Annotated in this window: 17 protein-coding genes; 8 read left to right on the forward strand and 9 right to left on the reverse strand. The window is 54.0% G+C overall.

Annotated elements, in window-relative coordinates:
- Window positions 1-122 precede the first annotated feature (122 nt).
- The 5 genes from ABJN86_RS11005 to ABJN86_RS11025 all read left to right on the forward strand — a co-directional run bounded on the left by ABJN86_RS11005 (window position 123) and on the right by ABJN86_RS11025 (window position 8,640).
- Window positions 123-1,073: a UDP-glucuronic acid decarboxylase family protein gene (locus ABJN86_RS11005; RefSeq protein WP_348367085.1), complete on the forward strand. Its 951-nt coding sequence runs from the start codon at window positions 123-125 to the stop codon at window positions 1,071-1,073.
- Window positions 1,070-2,065 carry a UDP-glucose 4-epimerase GalE gene (galE, locus tag ABJN86_RS11010; protein ID WP_348367086.1) on the forward strand — a complete coding sequence of 332 codons (996 nt, stop codon included), beginning with the start codon at window positions 1,070-1,072 and terminating at the stop codon, window positions 2,063-2,065. The genes ABJN86_RS11005 and galE overlap by 4 nt, the downstream gene beginning before the upstream one ends.
- Window positions 2,066-2,081: 16 nt before the next feature.
- On the forward strand, window positions 2,082-4,886 hold the full coding sequence (locus ABJN86_RS11015; protein ID WP_348367088.1) for a hypothetical protein: 2,805 nt from the start codon (window positions 2,082-2,084) through the stop codon (window positions 4,884-4,886).
- Window positions 4,883-6,832, forward strand: a complete 1,950-nt coding sequence (locus tag ABJN86_RS11020) for a glycosyltransferase family 4 protein (RefSeq protein ID WP_348367089.1) — start codon at window positions 4,883-4,885, stop codon at window positions 6,830-6,832. The genes ABJN86_RS11015 and ABJN86_RS11020 overlap by 4 nt, the downstream gene beginning before the upstream one ends.
- 65 nt (window positions 6,833-6,897) lie before the next feature.
- On the forward strand, window positions 6,898-8,640 hold the full coding sequence (locus ABJN86_RS11025; RefSeq protein WP_348367090.1) for a class I SAM-dependent methyltransferase: 1,743 nt from the start codon (window positions 6,898-6,900) through the stop codon (window positions 8,638-8,640).
- Between the two features lie 187 nt (window positions 8,641-8,827).
- Here ABJN86_RS11025 and ABJN86_RS11030 read toward each other — a convergent pair whose 3' ends face one another.
- From ABJN86_RS11030 to hisD, 6 genes are all read right to left on the reverse strand, one after another.
- A complete protein-coding gene (locus ABJN86_RS11030) occupies window positions 8,828-9,922 on the reverse strand; it encodes an alpha-hydroxy acid oxidase (protein ID WP_348367091.1) in 1,095 nt (364 codons plus the stop codon).
- 2 nt (window positions 9,923-9,924) lie between these two features.
- Window positions 9,925-10,479, reverse strand: a complete 555-nt coding sequence (gene comE, locus ABJN86_RS11035; protein ID WP_348367092.1) for a sulfopyruvate decarboxylase subunit beta — start codon at window positions 10,477-10,479, stop codon at window positions 9,925-9,927.
- Window positions 10,476-10,982, reverse strand: coding sequence for a sulfopyruvate decarboxylase subunit alpha (gene comD, locus ABJN86_RS11040; protein WP_348367094.1), 507 nt, complete (start codon window positions 10,980-10,982; stop codon window positions 10,476-10,478). Before comD ends, comE begins: the two co-directional genes overlap by 4 nt.
- Before the next feature lie 115 nt (window positions 10,983-11,097).
- On the reverse strand, window positions 11,098-12,078 hold the full coding sequence (locus ABJN86_RS11045) for an alcohol dehydrogenase catalytic domain-containing protein (protein WP_348367096.1): 981 nt from the start codon (window positions 12,076-12,078) through the stop codon (window positions 11,098-11,100).
- Window positions 12,075-12,836, reverse strand: coding sequence for an SDR family oxidoreductase (locus tag ABJN86_RS11050; RefSeq protein WP_348367098.1), 762 nt, complete (start codon window positions 12,834-12,836; stop codon window positions 12,075-12,077). Before ABJN86_RS11050 ends, ABJN86_RS11045 begins: the two co-directional genes overlap by 4 nt.
- Window positions 12,829-14,136, reverse strand: coding sequence for a histidinol dehydrogenase (gene hisD, locus ABJN86_RS11055; protein WP_348367100.1), 1,308 nt, complete (start codon window positions 14,134-14,136; stop codon window positions 12,829-12,831). The genes ABJN86_RS11050 and hisD overlap by 8 nt, the downstream gene beginning before the upstream one ends.
- Window positions 14,137-14,634: 498 nt before the next feature.
- Here hisD and ABJN86_RS11060 point away from each other — a divergent pair, with 498 nt between their 5' ends.
- A complete protein-coding gene (locus ABJN86_RS11060; protein WP_348367102.1) occupies window positions 14,635-15,651 on the forward strand; it encodes a LacI family DNA-binding transcriptional regulator in 1,017 nt (338 codons plus the stop codon).
- Between the two features lie 54 nt (window positions 15,652-15,705).
- Here ABJN86_RS11060 and ABJN86_RS11065 read toward each other — a convergent pair whose 3' ends face one another.
- Both ABJN86_RS11065 and ABJN86_RS11070 read right to left on the reverse strand, forming a co-directional pair.
- Window positions 15,706-16,266 (reverse strand): hypothetical protein, encoded by a 561-nt coding sequence (locus ABJN86_RS11065; protein WP_348367104.1) that lies wholly within the window; start codon window positions 16,264-16,266, stop codon window positions 15,706-15,708.
- A 139-nt stretch (window positions 16,267-16,405) separates the two neighbouring features.
- A complete protein-coding gene (locus ABJN86_RS11070) occupies window positions 16,406-16,810 on the reverse strand; it encodes an Rrf2 family transcriptional regulator (RefSeq protein WP_348367105.1) in 405 nt (134 codons plus the stop codon).
- A gap of 104 nt (window positions 16,811-16,914) precedes the next feature.
- On the opposite strand from ABJN86_RS11070, the gene ABJN86_RS11075 reads away from it, so the two are divergent.
- Window positions 16,915-18,126 carry a GTP-binding protein gene (locus ABJN86_RS11075; RefSeq protein ID WP_348367107.1) on the forward strand — a complete coding sequence of 404 codons (1,212 nt, stop codon included), beginning with the start codon at window positions 16,915-16,917 and terminating at the stop codon, window positions 18,124-18,126.
- Complete coding sequence (locus tag ABJN86_RS11080) at window positions 18,123-18,755, forward strand: DUF1826 domain-containing protein (RefSeq protein WP_348367108.1); 633 nt, start codon at window positions 18,123-18,125, stop codon at window positions 18,753-18,755. The genes ABJN86_RS11075 and ABJN86_RS11080 overlap by 4 nt, the downstream gene beginning before the upstream one ends.
- 209 nt (window positions 18,756-18,964) lie before the next feature.
- Here the strand turns inward: ABJN86_RS11080 and ABJN86_RS11085 are convergent, their stop codons facing one another.
- Window positions 18,965-19,702 carry a helix-turn-helix transcriptional regulator gene (locus tag ABJN86_RS11085; RefSeq protein WP_348367110.1) on the reverse strand — a complete coding sequence of 246 codons (738 nt, stop codon included), beginning with the start codon at window positions 19,700-19,702 and terminating at the stop codon, window positions 18,965-18,967.
- Between the last annotated feature and the right edge of the window lie 92 nt (window positions 19,703-19,794).

Genomic DNA, 19,794 nt, shown 5'->3' on the forward strand with positions numbered 1-19,794 from the left:
CAAGATGAAGATTCAATGGAGATAGAAGAAATAGGTGTTGACGTAACACGTTAACGCTTGTTTCCTGACCGTTCAGCGCGGCGTTCTCAAAGTTAAAAGTTAGGTGCTAGGTGAAAATTTTAGTGACGGGAGCGGCAGGGTTTCTGGGGTCACATTTATGCGACTCGCTATTGGGTCAGGGCCACCGAGTTACCGGTTTGGACAATTTTCGGACCGGGTACGCTGAAAACCTGGAACTGGCCAATACCAACCCGAACTTCGAGTTTATAGAACACGATGTGCAGCTGCCGTTTTCGGGGTCCTACGACCGCATCTTCCATTTGGCATCGCCTGCATCCCCACCTATGTACCAACTTGAGCCCATCGAGACAGCCAAGATAAACTTCCTTGGCACTCTGAACGCTCTGGATCTAGCGCACAGCACAGGCGCACGTTTTCTACTCGCCTCCACATCCGAGACATACGGGGATCCAGCTGTGCACCCGCAAACCGAAGACTATTGGGGTAATGTTAACCAAATTGGGCCACGCGCTTGCTACGACGAAGGCAAACGTATTTCAGAGACATTGGCGTTTGATTTTCACCGCCAGCACAATGTCGATATCCGAGTGGTACGCATCTTCAACACCTATGGACCACGCATGAACCCTAACGATGGGCGTGTGGTTTCCAGCTTCATCGATCAGGCGATTTACGGTCGTAACATCACGATTTTTGGGAATGGTCAGCAAACGCGGTCGTTTTGTTTTTATTCTGACTTGGTGAACGGACTGATGCGGATGATGGAGACAGACGGCATCTTGGGGCCGATCAATCTGGGTAATCCGAGCGAAGTGACAATGCTGGAACTGGCGCAACAGATCATTGCATTGACTGGTTCGAGCGCCGAGTTGGAGATGCAACCTTTGCCAATTGATGATCCGAAGCGGCGCAGACCGGATATCACCAAGGCGCAAAAAATTCTTGGTTGGAACCCAACGGTATCATTGCGCGATGGTTTGGCGGAAACGATCGCCTACAATGCTAAGGCGGCAGGCCTCAATACGCTTTGCGAAACGAGCGCGACGGGATGAGCAAAGTTATTGTCTTCGGGGGGGCTGGATACATTGGCAGCCACACATGTAAAGAGCTGAAGGCCAACGGCTTTGATCCCGTCACCTTTGACAATCTAAGCGAGGGTCACGCCGAGTTTGTCAAATGGGGGGATTTGATCCAAGGGGATATCTGCGACCCAGCAGCCGTTGCGGCGGCAATCGAGCGCGTCAAACCGGTGGCAGCCATCCATTTCGCCGCCCATGCCTATGTAGGTCATTCTGTAACGGACCCCGCCAAGTACTATGAGAATAATGTAGTGGGCTCGCTATGCGTCCTGCAGGCATTGCGTGCAGCTGGAAACATCCCGATTGTCTTTTCTTCGACCTGCGCGATCTATGGGTCACCAACGTTGCCTATAATTTCCGAAAACTTACCGAAGGCCCCAATCAATCCGTATGGGCGGACAAAACTGATGGTCGAACAGATCTTGCAAGATTTTTCGACAGCATATGGTTTGAAATCCGTAGCCTTGCGGTATTTCAACGCAGCGGGTGACGATGCAGCTCTGGAAACGGGCGAAGCACATCGGGAAGAAACACATTTGATCCCGCGCGCGATACTCGCCGGGTTAGGGCTTATCGACGACTTCAGCGTATTTGGCAGCGACTACGACACGCCAGACGGATCAGCGGTGCGCGACTACATTCATGTTACCGACCTTGCCCGCGCGCATGTAGCGGCTTGTCGGTATTTGCTGGATGGGGGGGCAACAGAACAGTTCAACGTTGGCGTTGGACAGGGGTATTCTGTATTCGAGGTTGTAGAGGCCGTAGAGCGCCATCTGGATGGACCTGTGCCTCATACCATCGAAGCACGACGTGCAGGGGATCCGCCCAAATTGGTAGCCGATGCAGCCAAGATCCGCGAAATACTAGGGTTTGAGACGGTGCATTCGAGCCTCGACAACATCGTAAGCAGCGCCGTGGCATGGCACCGCATTGCACCAATGCTCGAAAAAAACGGTTTCTGAAAATGGCGGTATTCCTATGACCTTGGCCAAGCTACTTAACCGGCACCGCAGTTTTTTTGATCTCGACTATGTGCGTCAAAACAACCTTCAAGCTGTCAAATTGTCTGACAAAGAGCTGCTCCAAGCTTTGATGAATCCGGACGAGGTAAAACCGTTTCCTCCAAATTCCGTGTTTGATCCTGAGCATTATACAATGATGCGAGCAGCGGTTGCGTCTGAGGGATCGATCAATCCGATCTTGCACTACCTTGAGGTCGGCTCTTCCGAGGATATCTCGTTCAACCCGCTTTTCGATCTTTCATATTTCCACCACTATAGTGATCTGGATCTTACAAATTACCCGTCTCCTGTCGAAGGTGTTCTGGCGCATCTGAACGGGTCGTTGGGGCCCTTTTCGCCCTTTGTTGATCTTGATTTTATTGCGGCAACCCATCCCAAAGTCGAAAGAGCAAAACTGGCAAAACTGCTGCTGAGCGGTGCGTTAAATGTGGACCAACCGCACCCTTTGTTTGATGTGGCTTTCATTCGCGCACGGGCGTCGCGTGAAATCGAAAACCTAAGGGACGCGGTGAACTACTACTGGACCTGTGGAACCGACCTCGCGACACACATTCTGTTTAATGTGTCTCATTACAAGCAAGCCCAACCGACGCAAACCGACCTGATCTTTTCCGTGTTTCACTACTTGATGACACCGAATCCAGTCTCGCCGCATGGCCTTTTTGATGACGAATTTTATTGCGAACAGGTGGTGGCTCAAACAGGCCGCATACCTTCACGCCCGCTGGAGCATTTCATCGCTACCGGTCAGGCACTGGGATTGTCCCCGTCTCCGTTTTTTGACGTCTCATTTTATAGGGAACAATCGGGATGTGGCGTGGACGCAGTGCAACATTATCTGTCAGATGGCCATCGACGCACCCCACCCCACCCGATGATCGCGCAGCGCGACATGATGATGATTGAACGCACCATACAATCAACTGGTTTGTCTGTCGCTGAACGCTTGGCAGTGATACCCGACACTGTCCCAATGGCATTGACCCCGGAGTTTTCGCCGAGGTTTCACAGTGAGTCGAATCTGAACAAAACCGCCACTGCAGAACAATTGCGTGCTGACTATTTCACCCGAGGGTTTCTTGAAGGTCAGCGACCGAACGATTTGCTGTCCATTCCTTATATCAAAGCGCAGGCGCGTGCATTGGGCATAGCGCATGACGACGAGACATCAGTTCGATGTTACTTCACTCAAGGCTGGCACCAACGTACGCGCGTTATCCTTGCCCTCACGCACCTTGACGATTGTGCGGCGAACCGCGCTTGGCTTGCTTTGTGTAGAAGCCAATTGACCAATTCGAACATAGAGATTGTTTTGATCGCGGGGCAAGCGGGTGTGTTGTCATCTGCGTTTTGCGAGGTGGCCCATGTGTGGGACCTGTCACAAGATCCGTCGATGCAGACGGACACGAAAAAGCTGATGGGGTCGACCGGTGAATTGAATCGGGTTTTGAAACCGCGGCCAGGTGATGTTGCACTGCTGGACGCCAATTCAGGGGTGCAACTTGTGACAGCCCTGAGTGGGCTCGATGTGCCAAAGATAGCTTTTGGTGCGGACGCATTGGCAGACATGGACCCCGACGACATTGACGCTTTCGCGCGACGTGTAGACTTGATCTTATGCCAGTCAAAGGATCGCATGGAGATCATTCAAAGCGCGATAACGCCCCCTGCTCCACTCGTTCGAGCTGGGTTCCACACGCGTGTTCAACATGCCGCAAAAAGTGGCGTGCGCAGTATGCAGGTTCGTCTGATGCTGGGATTGCCCGAAAGTGCAACTTTGGTCGTCGCGAGTGGGACCCAACATATTGAAGCAGGGTCCGATCTATTTGGATCCTTAGCCGCACGCTATCTTGCACAACCGGATTTTAATGGTGACGTTTTCTTTCTTTGGCATGGTCAAGGAGTTCAATACAGAAATACTCCAACATTCTACGCTCAGCACTTTGTCCGCACAGTGTCAGAACCGGACCGGCTATTGATGACGGACAATATGCAGCTTGAAACCCTACTAAATGCCGCAGATATCTACGTCAAAATTTGCCGCGATGGCAGCGATCTTGACGATGTAATCGCAGCACAGTCGGCGGGTGTCCCAGTGATCCTGTCTAGCAATCATCACAGCGCCAAGGTTTTGGCACAGGCTGGCGGTGTTAGTCTTGTTGAGGCTTTTGATCTTAGTGCGGCAAACGCAGCCCTGAATGATCTTGTCGATCATCCTGAAAAACGTACCGTGTTGGGGACTAACGGTCGGGGTGCGGTGCAGACGGGGTCCGATCTGATGGCATTCGTGCAGCGCGTGAATACAGCCATCAGCGACGTGGGAGCCAAGGTCAAACTAAACGAACCAATTGAGGTCAGGCACGGTGAAATCTTGTTGGTTCTTACTGATGAGGCCATGTTCGGCATCCTTGCCACCCTTGATCAAAAGAACCCTGAGGAGTGCGATCAGGTGACGCTGGATTGGGATCATCTTGACGCGGACATCTTACCGGATTCCGTCTTGGAAATCATTCACAAGACCCAATGCGCCAAGTTGACTGTTCTCCGTTCTGCCAAACACGTTACCCTCGAAACGGTTTTAAACTTTGACTACGCGATCTGGTTGGCAAAGGGTGATAGAGGCGAATTGAACGATCTGTATCTGAAGGGTCAATTTTTCAATGACATCTATCTGGCAAAGGCAGGTCTGTCTGATGATCTCGCTCGAATGAACCCAAAACTTGCAGATGCTTGTGCCGTCTTAAACTGGAAGCAGACATGAAAAAGGTTTTTCGAAAATTACTGCCTGCTTCACGCATCGCCCCCTCAAAGGGTGAGGATGGCCTGTCTTTACGCGACTCAACAAAGACCGTTCTGGACCAAGCATTTTATCGCGCAAGAAATCCCGATGTCGTGAAAGCGGGAATTGATGTTCCAACACACTATATCCGCTATGGAATTCGTGAGGGGCGCGCATCAAATCCATGGACTTCTTTGAGCTACATACGATCTGCACTGCACCAAGACACCCACAAAAACGTGCCAGAAAAGTTGACTTATTTGCGGTCAAACCTGTCACAAAAACCACGGTTGATTTTCGTAAGCCATGACGCAACACGCACCGGTGCGCCGGCCATAATTTTGCGCCTTCTGGACATGTTCAGCAAAAGCGGCGCGTTCGAATGTTTCACTATTCTAGATCAAGGCGGCGAACGGTTGCCGGAGTTTGAAGCGCTTTCACATACATATGTCATGTCGCGTTCGAGACGTGACAGAGGCTTTAGTGATGCGCAGGCAATAGCTGAAATCTCAGCTTTTTTCGGGGCAGAGGGGATTTTTGAAGATAACAAACCTGTTTGCGCGTTGGTCAATTCCGCGGAGTCCATTCGTATCGGACAAGCCCTGTCCTCAGTCGGAATCCCCATCATTTCGCTTCTGCATGAAATTGCAGCGTATTATCCTACAAACGTGTTTGAACAGTTTTCGGAGTTTTCTAAAAAAACGGTTTTCCCATCGCAGTTTGTCAGCGATGCCGCTGAACGTCACTGTAAGCCGGACATGACGAAAACCACGGTGCGTGGTCAGGGGTTACTTGAGGATGGTTTTGGCGAACTTGATCGCGAAACCTGTCGCACCCTACTTCGTGATGCATTGGACCTCCCCGAAGATGCATTTATTGTTTTGAACGTAGGGACCCGCGACATTCGCAAAGGGGCCGATTTATTCGTTGATCTGGCGAAATTATTTCTAGATCAGAATGAAAACCAACGGCCTGTCTATTTTGTCTGGTTTGGGAATCCGGATAAAACCTTCGGCTACCCAGCCGCATTCATTGCGCGTCACGGTCTACAAGGTCGGGTACGGATGATGCCTGGAACATCCCAGATCGAACAGGTCTTTATGGGGGGGGATCTATTCCTGCTCACGGCCCGCGCAGACCCGTTTCCCTGTGTCATCCACGAAGCAATGGCGTGCGCCTTGCCTGTGGTTGCGTTTAACAACGGCGGTGGAGCGCCCGAGTTAATCGGTGATGACTGCGGCGCGACTGTCGAGATGAACGACCTCGCGCAGGCGTCACGCATCATTCAGAACTACGTTGACGATCCAGACTTGAGCATTCAGCAAGGTCAGAAAGCCAAAGCAAAGATTGCCGAGAACTGGGATTACCTAGCGTATCAGCGCGATATTTATACGATGATTAAGGAGTGCGCAGGCACTACGCCTGATGGCGGTTGGCCCAAGGCTGATCCCCCGCAACCCGTCGAGCATTTGGTGGTGATGAACGGCCTGCAACGTGACCTGGATATTCTGAACGCTTTGGATATCGAGCTGAATGCGCCGGGATGTGAAGTCATGTTAATAGATGGTCGTTTTGGACAAGACGTGGACGCTGTTGTCGAAACCTTGCGCGAACAAGATGTTGTATTTCGTGTTTGTCAGCCCATGGAAGACACCGAAGCGGCCCGTAGCACGCAACTTTTAGACCATTTACACAATCCTAAACCCTATCGCCTGACGTTGATCAACACGTTGTCTTATCTTGATGCCGACCGGTTGCAGGTCATGTCGATCCCAACAGAAGCTATAGTGACCGCTGAGGCTTTGGAGCTACAGCAGCTATACGCACGCATCCCATATTTGAACCGCTTACACCTTGCCAACAATAATCTCGCGCGGGCGCTTTTCGCCGCCAACCCCGCATCAACTTCAAAGGTTGAATTAATATGAACGGACAACGACACTCCTAATGAGGCCAGACCGTCGATTGCATTTACGTGAAAGTGAAGAACGGCATGAAAACCAATGCACAACTGATCGAAGAGATTGACGCACTTGCGCCGTGGCATCACAATTTGCTCTTGCGCGATGGCATCACGACGAAATCAGCGACCGGGGCCGACAAGACCGGACAACCTGTTTCTGTCGTTGATGTGGAAAAGGTGTTTGAGCACAGTACCGCAGGGTTGTTTCCAAATGGCCTAGAAGGCAGATCATTTCTTGATTGCGCCTGCAATTCTGCCGGTTACAGCTTTGTTGCCAAGGACTTGGGCGCAGGGCGCGTCTATGCGTTTGATGCGCGCGAACACTGGATCAATCAGGCGCGTTTCGTGGCAGAACACAGAGTAGCCGACAGTTCGAACATGACGTTCAACGTGGCCACGGTAGATCATCTTGCCAACTTGGATGACAAGTTCGATGTCACTTGGTTTAGTGGAATTTTCTATCATTTACCCGACCCTGTTGCGAGCTTGAAGCTTGCGGCGGATCGCACAAATGAATTGTTGATCCTCAATACGGCCTGCCTGCCCCACAATCCCGACAAGGACGAAGAACCCGCATTGTCTTACCGCCAAGAGGGCACCAAACAATTGATGTCGGGTATCGACGGGCCCAGTTGGTTGCCGTCGGGCCCTAAGGTTTTAAAAAATCTGTTGAACTGGATGGGGTTCTCCGAAGTTAAAGTATTCTTCTGGTCTAATGTGTCAAACCCCAACAACAATGAAATGGGGGGGCGCATCGGGATGATTGCCGCACGCCAAGCGGGTCGTTTAGATGCTATGACGGAACTGACAGCCCCAACCACGATGACACCGCAAAAAACGCCCGCAAAAACCACCCAACAGGTCAAAACCGTTCAGGCTGCCGGCCGTCCATTGCTTTGGGAAGATGATATTTCTTCGAATGCAGCAGATACTGCGCCGTTTGAAAATGCTGGACCTCCGTGCAATTGGACAAAAGAAGAATTTGTCCAATTTAACAGCGGAAGAGCCCCCGCTGAAGTGAAAGAAATGGACGTATGTAAACTGGCCAAGCGCGACACATTGCCAATTCCGAGCGGCAAAGACCGCGAGGGTTACAACCCTGGCTATGATGAACAGTTCTGGCTGACGGGGTTAAGAGACTATCAAAACGTCCTAACTCAATTGGACACCCATAAGATCAGCGTCGATCGTATGTTGGAAATGGGGTGCGCAACAGGACGCGTGCTACGCCATTTTGCTGTTCAGTCGAGCATTCCAGAAATTTGGGGAACAGATATTAACCACCGTCACGTGCGCTGGCTGATCGACCATATGCCAGCACACGTCCGTCCGATGGCAGTTCCGACACTTCCCAGCCTTCCGGTAGAGGACAACTATTTTGACCTAATCACCGCATTTTCTGTTTTCACCCACATCGACACGTTTGAAACGTCCCATATCGCCGAAATCCGACGCGCGCTTAAACCAGGTGGGATGGCTTATCTGACTATTACAAACGAAAATACATGGGACGCTATGCGAGGCCCGTCGGATAATCCGGCCAAAAATCTGGCGAAACGTCTATTAGGTTCAGTTCCTGATTTCGCAACGGCGCTAAAGCACCCTCTTTCATCTGGTCGTAGCGACTTTCGACATTTACAGGTCGGCCCGTATCGGGGCATTTCATTTCATTCCACGGATCATATCGAAAAGGTGTGGGGCCGGTTTATGACGATCGAGGATATAATCCCCAATGGACACGGTATCCAGACAGTTGTTGTACTGCGAAAATGACTCCAAACTGATCAGGCTGCAAAACGTAGCCATTAGCGCAACCACCGTGAAGCTAGGCTAGGTTCGCGTAGAAGACCTTTGGTGTGACGCTTCGAAGGTCTGGGTTGGGTCGACATTGCGCGGTTCGGCTCCTTGAAATAATTCAGAAAATCCGCCCCATCGGGTCAGAGGTCCGCGACGGTCCACATCACTTTACACTCACCCGCCCTGTTTGAGCCAAGGCGCTGGATAGCTCCTCACTAAAGACATCCCAGAGGTTGCGCAGACCTTCCTCGCCTCCAGCGGCAATTGCAAAAAGCAATGAGCGCCCGAAGAACGTGAAATCTGCTCCTGCTCGGACGGCTTTCAACACATCCTCCCCCGAGCGCAGACCGGTATCAAAGAACACCGGAAAGTCCTTGCCGACCGCACTTCGGATCAACGGCAAGGCGTCAATTGGGGCCGGTGCGCTTTCCAGCTGACGTGACCCATGGCTAGACACCTGAATGGCATCCACCCCCGCCCCCTTCAAGGCGAGCGCATCATCTACATTAAGCACGCCCTTTACGACCAAATTTCCGGGCCACATATCCCGAAGACGCGAAAGCGTATCCCATGTCGCACGCGCACGGCTTTCCGTCCGGTCAAAATCAAAGCCGTCCATATCGAAATTGGCCATATCCGGCTTGCCCGCCGCCAGTTGGGATAACGACCACCGCGGGTGCAAAGCGAAGTCCACAAATTGGCGCGGACCAATGGAGAACGGCATCTTGAAGCCATGCCGCAACTCGCGTGGCCTGCGTCCCACTTCCGGCACATCCACAGTCATCACGAGGGTCTTATACCCCGCCACCTTGGCCCTTGTCGCCAGCTTGAACGCCCCTGCCCCATCCCCTGAAAAATAGAGCTGGAACCACGCATGACCGCCCGCCACCTCAATGATCCTCTCCAAAGGGGTTGAGGCGACAGTGCTGACCCCATGGGGCACGCTAAACTCTGCCGCCAAGCGCGCCAGCATCAGGTCTGCACCCGGCGCACTCAAGTTGCACATCCCCATGGGGGCGATGCCAAAGGGCCGCTGCGCAGTGGTGCCAAACACATCAGCCGAAAGGTTGCGGCTCGACACATCTCTTAGGATGCGCGGCTCCAACGTCAGCGCCTCAAAGGCGGCTCGATTGCGTCGCGCCCCCGCTTCTCCCCCCGCGGACCCGTCAATGTAATCGAACACCATCCAAGGCAGTCGCCGCTTGGCCAGCCGCCGCGCGTCATCGCTAGAGTGGATATGCGCAGCGGCTGACAACATTCTTAGGCCTTCACCGCCTCCATGAAGCGATGTCTGATCACGACAGGGTCAAGCGTGATCACCGGCAGCTTGATATTGCCGCTGTCACATTTGCACACGATGATCGTCATCTCATCGCTCTCGATCGCCGCTTGTAAAACAGGGGCAAGGTCCTTGTCTTGGACCTCGATCACCGTGTCACAACCACACGCCCGCGCAACATCCGTCAGATTGGTTTTCTTACCCGCGTAGGTCGGCTGGTCGCCGGTAGATCCATAAGAGCCATTGTCGATAATCAACAAAGTGTAATTGCCCGTCGCGTTGTTCGCGATGGTGGGCAATGTGCCAAGGTTTGTTAAAACGGAGCCGTCCCCGTCGATCGAAATAACCGGCTTGGGCTGCGACAATGCCAAACCGAAGCCGATGGAAGACGACAAGCCCATGGTGCCAAGCATATAGAAATTTGTTGGCTGATCATCGATCATATGCAGCTCTTGGCTGGGGAGCCCGATGTTGCAAACAACAAGGTGATCACGAATGATCGGCGCGATTTCTTTTAAGATTTCTGAACGGATCATTGGTCCCCATAGCCTCCCCAAAAATTGGCGTCCGTCAGGATCGCCACAGGTTTGTTGCACATGAATGTGTATTTCAGGATGTTGTCGAATTCCTCGACGTCCTTTTGCCAATGAAAGTGGTAGGTTGGGATGTTCATTTGGGCCAGAAGTGCCTTGGTGTGCACGGCCATCTCCACCTGACAGGCCACCGGCTCGCGCAGCTCACCACGATACGAGATGATCATCGGCAAGGGCATGCGGTAGAATTGCGTCAAAGTGGCGAGCGTATTGATGGTCACCCCAATGGCGGTGTTCTGCATGATAATGGCGGACCGCTTCCCCCCCATGAATGCCCCCGCACATAGCCCCATGCCTTCGTCTTCTTTGTTGGATGGGATGTGAAAGATTTCGTCGCGCCGCTCAACCTCATCGATGACACCGGCCAGCTGCTTGCAAGGAACGGTGGTCACAAAAGAGACGCCATTGGCGACAAGATCGTCCGTGATCTTCTTGTCGATATTCATAGGAAGAAGGCCTTTCAGTGTTAACGCATGTATTACATTATGGTGACCAAGCGCACCGCAGTTCTGGTCGTGATAACCCCTAGAGCCACCTCGCCCGCATTCCGCGACCCCGTCTTCATGGCCATGGGTTCAGTATGATTTTTGGCGCTGCAACAACCCCATTCAGGATGTCCTTGAAGGCACCCCCGCCCTCCGCAAGATCGCGGGTTTCGGTCCAATCAAGCGCGCCAAGACGGCCGTCGAAAATCGCCGCCGCCGTGTCGCGAAAATCTTGAGCCGTATAGGTGTATGTGCCAATGAACGTGATTTCTTGCAGTGTGACGCGGCGCACATCGATGCCGCCAGAATCCTCGCCCAAACCCACATGCGCAATGACGCCGCCCGGTGCTGCGCAAGCACTGGCAACGGCACGGGTTGCAGCATAGCCAACAGCGTCAATCACAATGGAGAACTGCCCTTCGGCCTTGGCAACAGCATTTTGCATACAGGTCTCCGCGAGATAGGCACGCCGCGTGTCGTTGGGCTCCACAATTGTGACCGCGTCGATCCCCATCGCTTTCAGAGCCAATGCCCCTGCCAAGCCGATGGCACCTCCACCGACGACCAAGGCCGTGCGCTCCATCGATGGATGCAAGGCTTGCGTCGCCAAACGAGCGGCATGCCAACTTACGGCCAAAGGCTCCGTCAACGCCGCCTTGGCCATGGACACATTCGCGGGAACCTCGACCAAGTTGCGCGCGGGCATTGAAATATACTGCGCGAAAGCCCCTTCGCGTGGGAGCATCGAAATGATTTGGCGCGTTGGGCAAAGGTTCTCGCGGCCCGCGTTGCAAGCACGGCAGCTTCCACATGCCACAAGTGGGTTAACCGTCACGCGTGTCCCATCAAGTGGGCCACCAACGACCGTGCCAGCGGCCTCATGCCCAAGTATGAGCGGGGCTGGACGCCGGGCGTCATGGCCTAGGTAGGCATGCATGTCGCTGCCGCAAATACCCACAGCCTCGACCTTAATCAAATGCTCGCCCGCGTTTGGCACAGCGTCCGGCACATCGCGGTAAGTCAGCGTTTCATCGCCCTCGTAGACTACAGCCTTCATTTCGCAGTGAACCCCCCATCAACCATTAAAACCTGCCCCGTCACATATGAGGATGCGTCCGAGCACAGGAACAACACCGGCCCGTCAATGTCCTCTAGGCGGCCATTTCGGCCCGCACAGGTTTGGGCCGCATTACGTGCTGCCCGCTCTTCGTCATCAAAGACCGCTGCGGTCAACTCAGTCGGGAAGAAGCCCGGCCCGATGGCGTTGGCTGTAATTCCATGAGGGGACCATGCTTCCGCCATCGCGCGGGTCAACTGAGCGATACCGCCTTTGGTCGCCCCATAGGCAATACCTCCGGGAAAGGCCCGCGTAGTCTGTAGTGAGGCAAAATTCACGATCCGCCCCCACCCCTTTTCCTTCATGGCGGGCACCAGTTTTTGAGACAAAAAGAACGGCGCGCTAAGGTTCAGGGCCAGCGTTTGATCCCATCCTTGCGGTGTCACGTCATCTGCGGCTTCTCGGGTGTTCACACCTGCCGCATGCACCAAAATATCCGGCGCGCCAAACGGCATCGAGATGTCCGCGACCAGTTGGGATAGCTGCGCGCGATCCGCCACATCAGTGGTTACCGCTGCCGCCCGCTCGCCAATATCTGCGCAAAGGCTATCAAGCGCGTCTTGCCTGCGTGCCACGCCGACAACCTTAGCCCCCGCCGCAGCAAGAACCAACGCCGCCCTTCGGCCCAAGCCGGAACTGGCGCCTGTCACGCAGGCGACCTTGCCTCGCAGATCAAAGGAGGGGCGCGGGTCAACCATTGGCGGTCAAATCAAAGGTTTCATCGGGAAAGTACTTTGCAAGCCGGACGTCGGCTGCGCGTGCGTGACCTTCCATACCTTCAAGACGCGAAATCCGCGCTGTTGCAATTGCCACATCCTTTGATGCCTCTTGGGTCGTGCGCTGCCACGTAACGATTTTCATGTATTTGTGAACCGACAGACCGCCCGTGTAGCCCGCAGCACCCGACGTGGGCAGCACGTGGTTCGTGCCCGAAGCTTTGTCGCCGTAGGACACTGTGGTTTCTTCTCCCAGGAACAAGGAGCCATAGCACGTCAGGTTTTCAAGCCACCAATCCAGATCATCCGCTTGCACGGTCAAGTGTTCGGGCGCGTATTCATCGCTGCATTTCGCCATGTCTTCACGATCTTCGCAAAGGATCACCTCGGCGTAGTCGCGCCATGCCGCGAATGCATTTTCCCGGTTTAGGTCAGGCAAGTCTTCGATCAGCCTAGGAACGATATCCAATACCTTTTCGGCCAAAGAGCGATCGTCAGTGACCAACCAAACGGGGCTGTTGTAGCCGTGCTCCGCTTGCGACACCAAATCTGTGGCAACGATATGAGCGTCCGCGTCTTTATCTGCGAGGATCAGACTATCAGTCGGCCCTGCAATCATGTCGATGCCAATGCGCCCAAACAGGATACGCTTGGCTTCCGCGACGAACTGATTGCCCGGCCCCACAAGAATGTTTGCCTCGGGCAGTCCGAACAGGCCGTAGGTCATCGCAGCCACACCCTGCACCCCGCCCATTGCCAGTATTTTGTCCGCACCACAGATATGCGCCGCATAGACAATCGCTGGAGCCACCCCAACATCGGGGCGAGGTGGAGAGCACGCCGTGATGTGTTTACAACCCGCAACCTTCGCTGTCGTCACGGTCATGATAGCGCTGGCAATATGGCTATAACGCCCTCCTGGAACATAGCAGCCGGCGGCATCAACGGGGATGCTCTTTTGGCCCGCAATATAGCCAGGGGAGAGCTCCATCTCCACATCCGCAACTGTGCCCTTTTGCAGCTCCGCGAACCGTTTAACGTTGTCATGGGCAAATCGGATGTCTGCTTTCAGCTTTTCCGGCACCAAGGCGCAAGCCGCCTCGATTTCATCGGCGTTGAGCAGGATGTTGCCATCATAGCGGTCGAATTTGACCGCGTATTCCATAGCTTTGGCGTCCCCGCCCTGCTCGATGTCAGACAGGATCTCCACCACAGTGTCATGAACATCGGACGCGCCGGAAGCGGATGTTAGCGTTGCTTTCTTGAGGTATTCGCGGGTCATAAGGAAACGGTCCTAATTGTAAGTTTAGTGTAGAGGTGTCGTCGAAACCGCTGGCAATTTGGCTGCAACCAGCGCGGTAAAAAGCAAGTTCAATTCAAGCGCGAAAGCGTGCCTTTAGGAGGAGCGAGCGATGCGCCAACAAACCCACGTGCGCGCACAAGATTTGGAGAGTTGCGACACTCTAGCCTAGCAAGTTCTTTGCGGTTTTCATTGTCCATATGTGCCCCCTCCCAGAGCGATTAGCGCTGACGCGAAAACAGAGCCAGCACCCCCAAAGGATTGATGCGTCCGCATGAGCCCACGACGCTGTGCCCGTAAAGAACCTGGCGTGGAGTGAGCTGAATTGGAAACACCAAGGGAGTTTCGCAGCTTATGATTCGATGCCGAGTGTAAGCGCTTGCATTCCACCCATGCAAGCGCTTACATTTACCAAGCCACCATATTTCAATTTTTCAGAATTGTGATATTGGCTTCCGTTCAAACAGGTGCCCTTCGCTAATGCCCAAGTCGCTTTCAATACCAACACTCGACGACGTCGCACGTGCAGCTGGCGTATCCACCGCCACAGTTTCGAGGTGTTTGAATGCTGAAAAAAAGGTCTCGGAGAATACCCGCGAAAAAGTAATGAAGGCTGTGGACGCGTTGGGCTACGTCCCGAACTTCAGCGCGCGCGCCATGGCCGCAAAGCGGACCTATACGATCGGGGCCATCATACCCACCATGGAAAACGCGATCTTTGCGCGCGGCCTTCAAGCCTTTCAAGAAACCCTACACGAGCAAGGTTACAACCTACTGGTCTCAAGCAGCGCCTACCGCCCCGAACTTGAGGCAGAACAGATACGAGCACTTGTCGCGCGCGGTGCCGATGGGCTTTTGCTAATCGGGTATGAGCGAGAGCAGTCCGTCTACGACTACCTCGAGAAACGTGGCACCCCCACCATACTGGCATGGGCTTATCAGTCGAATAAAACGCATCCCTCGATCGGGTTTGATAACCGCGCCTCCATGCGCATGCTTGCAGATCGCGTGATCTCTATGGGCCATCGCCGCATTGCAGTAATTTCGGGCATTACTGATGGCAATGATCGTGCAGAAGAACGCTTAAACGGCATCAAAGACAGCTGGGCCGCCAATGGGTTCAATTTGGATGATTTACCAATCATTCAAACACCCTACGAGATCGAAAGCGGCGGCGCCGCCTTCGCCGACCTCATGGCAGCGCCGCAAAAACCCACTGTCATCATGTGCGGCAACGACGTCCTAGCTACAGGCGCGATATCACGCGCCAAAGAACTCGGATATGATGTCCCAAGCGACGTGTCCGTAACCGGATTTGACGACATTGAGCTGGCTAAACATCTGCACCCTCCGTTGACGACTGTTCATGTTCCACATGGTGAAATGGGACGAACTGCGGCAGAAGAATTGATCAAACTTATCGACGGGAGGACCACTTCAGTGCGGCGGCAACTGAACGTCTCCATTGTCATGCGCGGGTCTCTTGCGCGACCTTAACCCACTGATCTAGAAGTGTTAACACCATTCATAACCGTGCAGAAAGCCTAACAGCTACATCAACAATGCACCTGCCGAATGCTCAGTAAAGACGCGGATGTAGTCGCCCGGCGATGACCCCGCCCAATAGACCCACAGGCGGTTCGGATCATCAGGATCGATCGATATCTGATCCCCCGGCTCCAACCCCCGCAGATCGGTGCTGATGTAATTGATCGACGTGTTTGCAAGGTAATCCGTGTCGTTCATCGACTGCGGCAAGGCCGCTATGCCCAATATCGGGGCATCGAAATCTACATACCCTAGGTGGATACCATTCAGGCTATCAAAGAATACATAGTGGCTGGCGATAACGGTGCCCGACGGTATCTGCCCGTCTATCCCTCCGATATCGACGTTGATGTCTTCCTCAAGTTCGATGTTCTGGTCCTCGTCAAAGGCGTAGAGGTTGTCATCATCGAACGTGTCGAAGCCGACGGAAAAGGGTTGGTCCGTGTCCAATATGACAAACTGCCCCTGCCCCGATTGGCGCAAGATTTTCCCGTCAATGACCGTCGCGTTCCCGACGCTGGTAAGGGCGCACAGAAGGCTAGAGAAAAGAATTCGGTGGATCATGTTCGCGTCCGTTAGCCTTTGGTGATGCCCAAAGCCTACTGCGTCCTATATCTTGGGCATAGCAGCAGTTTCAGTCTCACGCGAACGTTACGAGCACGGGTTTGCGCCCTTCATGGCGCAACACTGCGATGCCAGTAAATTAAACAGGGTTAATCTCGGACAATGATGTCTCCGCTAGGCGTGCGATCAAGCTTTGCTCCACGTCCTCCAAGATCGAGGTCACCTTGGTGTGCAGCCCATGCTCCAAAGAACAGGTTGGCACGTCTTCCTTCTTGCTTGCCGCAACCAAACTTTCCTCTAGCGCGACATAGACATCCGCGAGCGACACCAGCTCAGGTTTGCGCGCAAGGCGCCATCCCCCCGCATGGCCCTTCTCGGCGGTGAGCAGCCCTGCGTCTCGCAGTTTTCCCAACACGCGCCGCACCACAACTGGATTGGTGCCAGCGTGTCCCGCGATCTGGGCAGAGGTTTGAACTTTCTGGGGGTCCGCTGCCATGTGAGCAAGCGTATGTAGGGCCAACGATAGCCGCGATTTACGTTTCATAGGCGAAATTCCTCCAAGGTGCAGTTCATCTGTAACTTTACTTGTTGCATTTATCTAGTAACTAGTTCAGTTACATTGCCCAACCAGCCAATATGGAGCCAGCTATGCCAGATACCCGCCTTCCCGTCACCGTCCTTTCCGGCTTTTTAGGAGCAGGTAAAACAACCCTCCTCAACCGCGTGCTAAACAACCGCGAAGGTCGCAAGGTTGCGGTTATCGTGAACGATATGTCCGAAGTGAACATCGACGCGGATCTTGTACGCGCGGACACCGAGCTTAGCCGCACGGATGAAACACTGGTTGAGATGTCAAACGGCTGCATATGCTGCACCTTGCGTGACGACCTGCTCGAAGAGGTGCGCAGGCTTTCCGATGAAGGGCGCTTTGACTACCTGTTGATCGAAAGCACCGGCATCTCCGAGCCGTTGCCAGTGGCTGCGACCTTCGACTTTCGCGATGAGGATGGCGAAAGCCTGTCAGACGTGGCGCGCCTAGACACAATGGTTACCGTGGTGGATGCGGCGAACCTGCTCAATGACTTCTCGTCCCACGATTTCCTGCGCGACCGCGGCGAGACGATGGGCGAGGAAGACGAGCGCACCTTGGTTGACCTGCTGACCGAGCAAATCGAGTTTGCCGATGTGGTTATCCTGAACAAAACAGACGACGCAGGCCCCGAAAAAGTCGACGCCGCCCGTAAAATCATTCGCAGCCTGAATGCTGACACCGAGATCGTTGAGACAAACCAGTCGGTCGTGCCCTCGGACAAGATCCTCGACACCGGACTGTTCGACTTCGAGAAGGCGCATCAGCACCCGATGTGGGCGAAAGAGCTTTACGGCTTTGCTGACCACGTGCCCGAAACCGAAGAATACGGCGTGGCCTCGTATGTGTACCGCGCGCGGCTGCCATTCGTACCTGAGCGCATCATGGAGTTCTTGGAGGGCGAATTGCCGGGCGTCATTCGCGCCAAGGGGCACTTCTGGATTTCCACGCGCCCTGAATGGGTTGCCGAATTTTCGCTGGCCGGATCATTGTCCAGTGTGAAGCCGCTTGGCACATGGTGGGCCTCCGTCCCCAAAGAACGCCAACCAACACATGAAAGCGCACAAGCCTACATGAAACAGCACTGGCAAGAGCCTTGGGGTGACCGTCGCCAAGAGATCGTCTTCATCGGCGCAGGCATCGATTGGGACACCCTCAAGGCGCGCTTGGACAAATGCCTTGTCCCCGCACTTGCCGCTTCAGGCCCTGACAATCTGCCGGACTTCCCTGACCCGTTCCCGAATTGGCGTCGAGCGGAGGAAGCGGCGTGAACGCAATACAGGAAATCGTCCAAGAGACAGTGGCCGGCGTTGCCATCACAGATCAAGTGGAGGGCCTTTCGGCCTTCCTACACCCCGACTGCGCTGCTGCGATTTGGCAAAGGCAAGCTGATCGCGACCTTCTAAGTTGGTTAGACAAACTTCCGGTGAACGAGTTGCCGCAAGGCCGTGTTGTCTTGCAGCCCTCCGCCGTAAGATCGGCCGTGGCCGAACTTTTCGAAATCGCGAACACGCCCGACTGCCCAGAGCGCGACCAGTTTGAGGACGACATTGTTCAACTCGCCAACTCCTTTGCAGAGTTGATGAAGACGTCCTTTCTACGTTTGAAACTTCTGGTGGTGGACAACAACGCCTGCCGCAAGTTCCATGTAGATGCGCTCACGGGGCGCTTGGTTTGCACCTACCGCGGAACCGGCACTCAATATGGTAACTCGACCGATGACGCCGACCCAGCCCGCGTTTTCACCGTTCCCACCGGCGCACCTATATTGTTGCGGGGCTCTTTGTGGCCCGAAGAACCTGCGTCTGGTCTACTCCACCGCTCCCCCCCGATTGAGGGCAACGGTGAAACTCGACTTCTGCTCGTGTTAGACGCAATCGCCGAGCCCGATGGCGCTTGATAGATGCGAAGGCCATTCGCCTTTGGAACGTCACTGATCTTTGACGCAATGCGGCGGATGTACTGAGTCCTTCCATGGGGCCGCATCACGTAACACTGCCCCCAACATCAAGCATTTCTGACCTAAACCGCCCTTTCGCGGCGGCCGCGCCAAGGTCCGCTTCGACGTAACTGAGAGCAGCGCAGACGGTTGAGTTTTAGCGTAAGCCATCAATCTTTGCTCAAAGACAACAGTTTGGAGAACACGACAGGGGCAAGCGCGATCCCGATCTTGTAGCTTCTCAGCGCGTCGTCCGGCTGGGTGAGCTGATCTCGACGGGCCAAGTTTGACAGTTCGACCTGAACATCGCGCAAACGCGCCAGAATGTGTTGTGCTGTTTTTTGCGTCATCCGGCGTGTTTGGGTCAAATAGGCCGAGTGTTCTGTTTCCGGCGCGAGATATACGGCGCGCAGAAAATCCATGTTCAACTTGAGTAGTCTTTGGTGCAGTGGACCATCACGGCGAAAGAGAACGGGCGCTTGCACGGTCAACCGGACGCGATTGTCTGGCATCACCACCGCAAGCCCCAGCTTTTCGAGCCTCAAACCCAACTGGAAAAGCCTATTGGCCTGTATCTGATACTGCTTTTGAATCTCTGCTTCTGTCATGCCGTCAAGCAGCAGGAGCAAGAAGTGAAACGCGGGCCAATCATCGGCAAGTTGCGATTCTAGCCTGTCCCCGAGTTCGGAAGGGCGCACGTCGACGCGGTTTGCCTCGGACACCAAATCATCAAGAGTCAAATCGAGTACAGAGCAAATCTCAGTCATGCGGCTGAGCTTGCAATCACGCTCTGCAAAGATGCGTTTGATCGTGGGCTCGGACAAACCCAACCGATCAGCCAGCGCAGCATAGGTCATGCTGCGGGCTTTCAGAACGGTTTTCAAAATCTCAAAGAGTTCAGCTTGCATACCCACCTCGGAATACTGAAATGATAATTCGGTATCATAATTTGATACTAAAGATCGACCTTTTGCAAACCTGGTATTTCAAAAATAGCGGT

The organism is Litoreibacter sp. (genome assembly GCF_039974535.1).
In the GTDB taxonomy this organism is placed as follows: domain Bacteria; phylum Pseudomonadota; class Alphaproteobacteria; order Rhodobacterales; family Rhodobacteraceae; genus Litoreibacter.

What these genes read in the sequence shown, in the direction of transcription:
- ABJN86_RS11015 (WP_348367088.1), top strand. Translation starts at nt 2,082, where the DNA reads ATGACCTTGGCCAAGCTACTTAACCGGCACCGCAGTTTTTTTGATCTC.
- comE (WP_348367092.1), bottom strand. Translation starts at nt 10,479, where the DNA reads ATGATCCGTTCAGAAATCTTAAAAGAAATCGCGCCGATCATTCGTGAT.
- ABJN86_RS11070 (WP_348367105.1), bottom strand. Translation starts at nt 16,810, where the DNA reads ATGAAACGTAAATCGCGGCTATCGTTGGCCCTACATACGCTTGCTCAC.
- hisD (WP_348367100.1), bottom strand. Translation starts at nt 14,136, where the DNA reads ATGACCCGCGAATACCTCAAGAAAGCAACGCTAACATCCGCTTCCGGC.
- galE (WP_348367086.1), top strand. Translation starts at nt 1,070, where the DNA reads ATGAGCAAAGTTATTGTCTTCGGGGGGGCTGGATACATTGGCAGCCAC.
- comD (WP_348367094.1), bottom strand. Translation starts at nt 10,982, where the DNA reads ATGAATATCGACAAGAAGATCACGGACGATCTTGTCGCCAATGGCGTC.
- ABJN86_RS11085 (WP_348367110.1), bottom strand. Translation starts at nt 19,702, where the DNA reads ATGCAAGCTGAACTCTTTGAGATTTTGAAAACCGTTCTGAAAGCCCGC.
- ABJN86_RS11020 (WP_348367089.1), top strand. Translation starts at nt 4,883, where the DNA reads ATGAAAAAGGTTTTTCGAAAATTACTGCCTGCTTCACGCATCGCCCCC.
- ABJN86_RS11065 (WP_348367104.1), bottom strand. Translation starts at nt 16,266, where the DNA reads ATGATCCACCGAATTCTTTTCTCTAGCCTTCTGTGCGCCCTTACCAGC.
- ABJN86_RS11075 (WP_348367107.1), top strand. Translation starts at nt 16,915, where the DNA reads ATGCCAGATACCCGCCTTCCCGTCACCGTCCTTTCCGGCTTTTTAGGA.
- ABJN86_RS11050 (WP_348367098.1), bottom strand. Translation starts at nt 12,836, where the DNA reads ATGGTTGACCCGCGCCCCTCCTTTGATCTGCGAGGCAAGGTCGCCTGC.
- ABJN86_RS11030 (WP_348367091.1), bottom strand. Translation starts at nt 9,922, where the DNA reads ATGTTGTCAGCCGCTGCGCATATCCACTCTAGCGATGACGCGCGGCGG.
- ABJN86_RS11025 (WP_348367090.1), top strand. Translation starts at nt 6,898, where the DNA reads ATGAAAACCAATGCACAACTGATCGAAGAGATTGACGCACTTGCGCCG.
- ABJN86_RS11045 (WP_348367096.1), bottom strand. Translation starts at nt 12,078, where the DNA reads ATGAAGGCTGTAGTCTACGAGGGCGATGAAACGCTGACTTACCGCGAT.
- ABJN86_RS11060 (WP_348367102.1), top strand. Translation starts at nt 14,635, where the DNA reads ATGCCCAAGTCGCTTTCAATACCAACACTCGACGACGTCGCACGTGCA.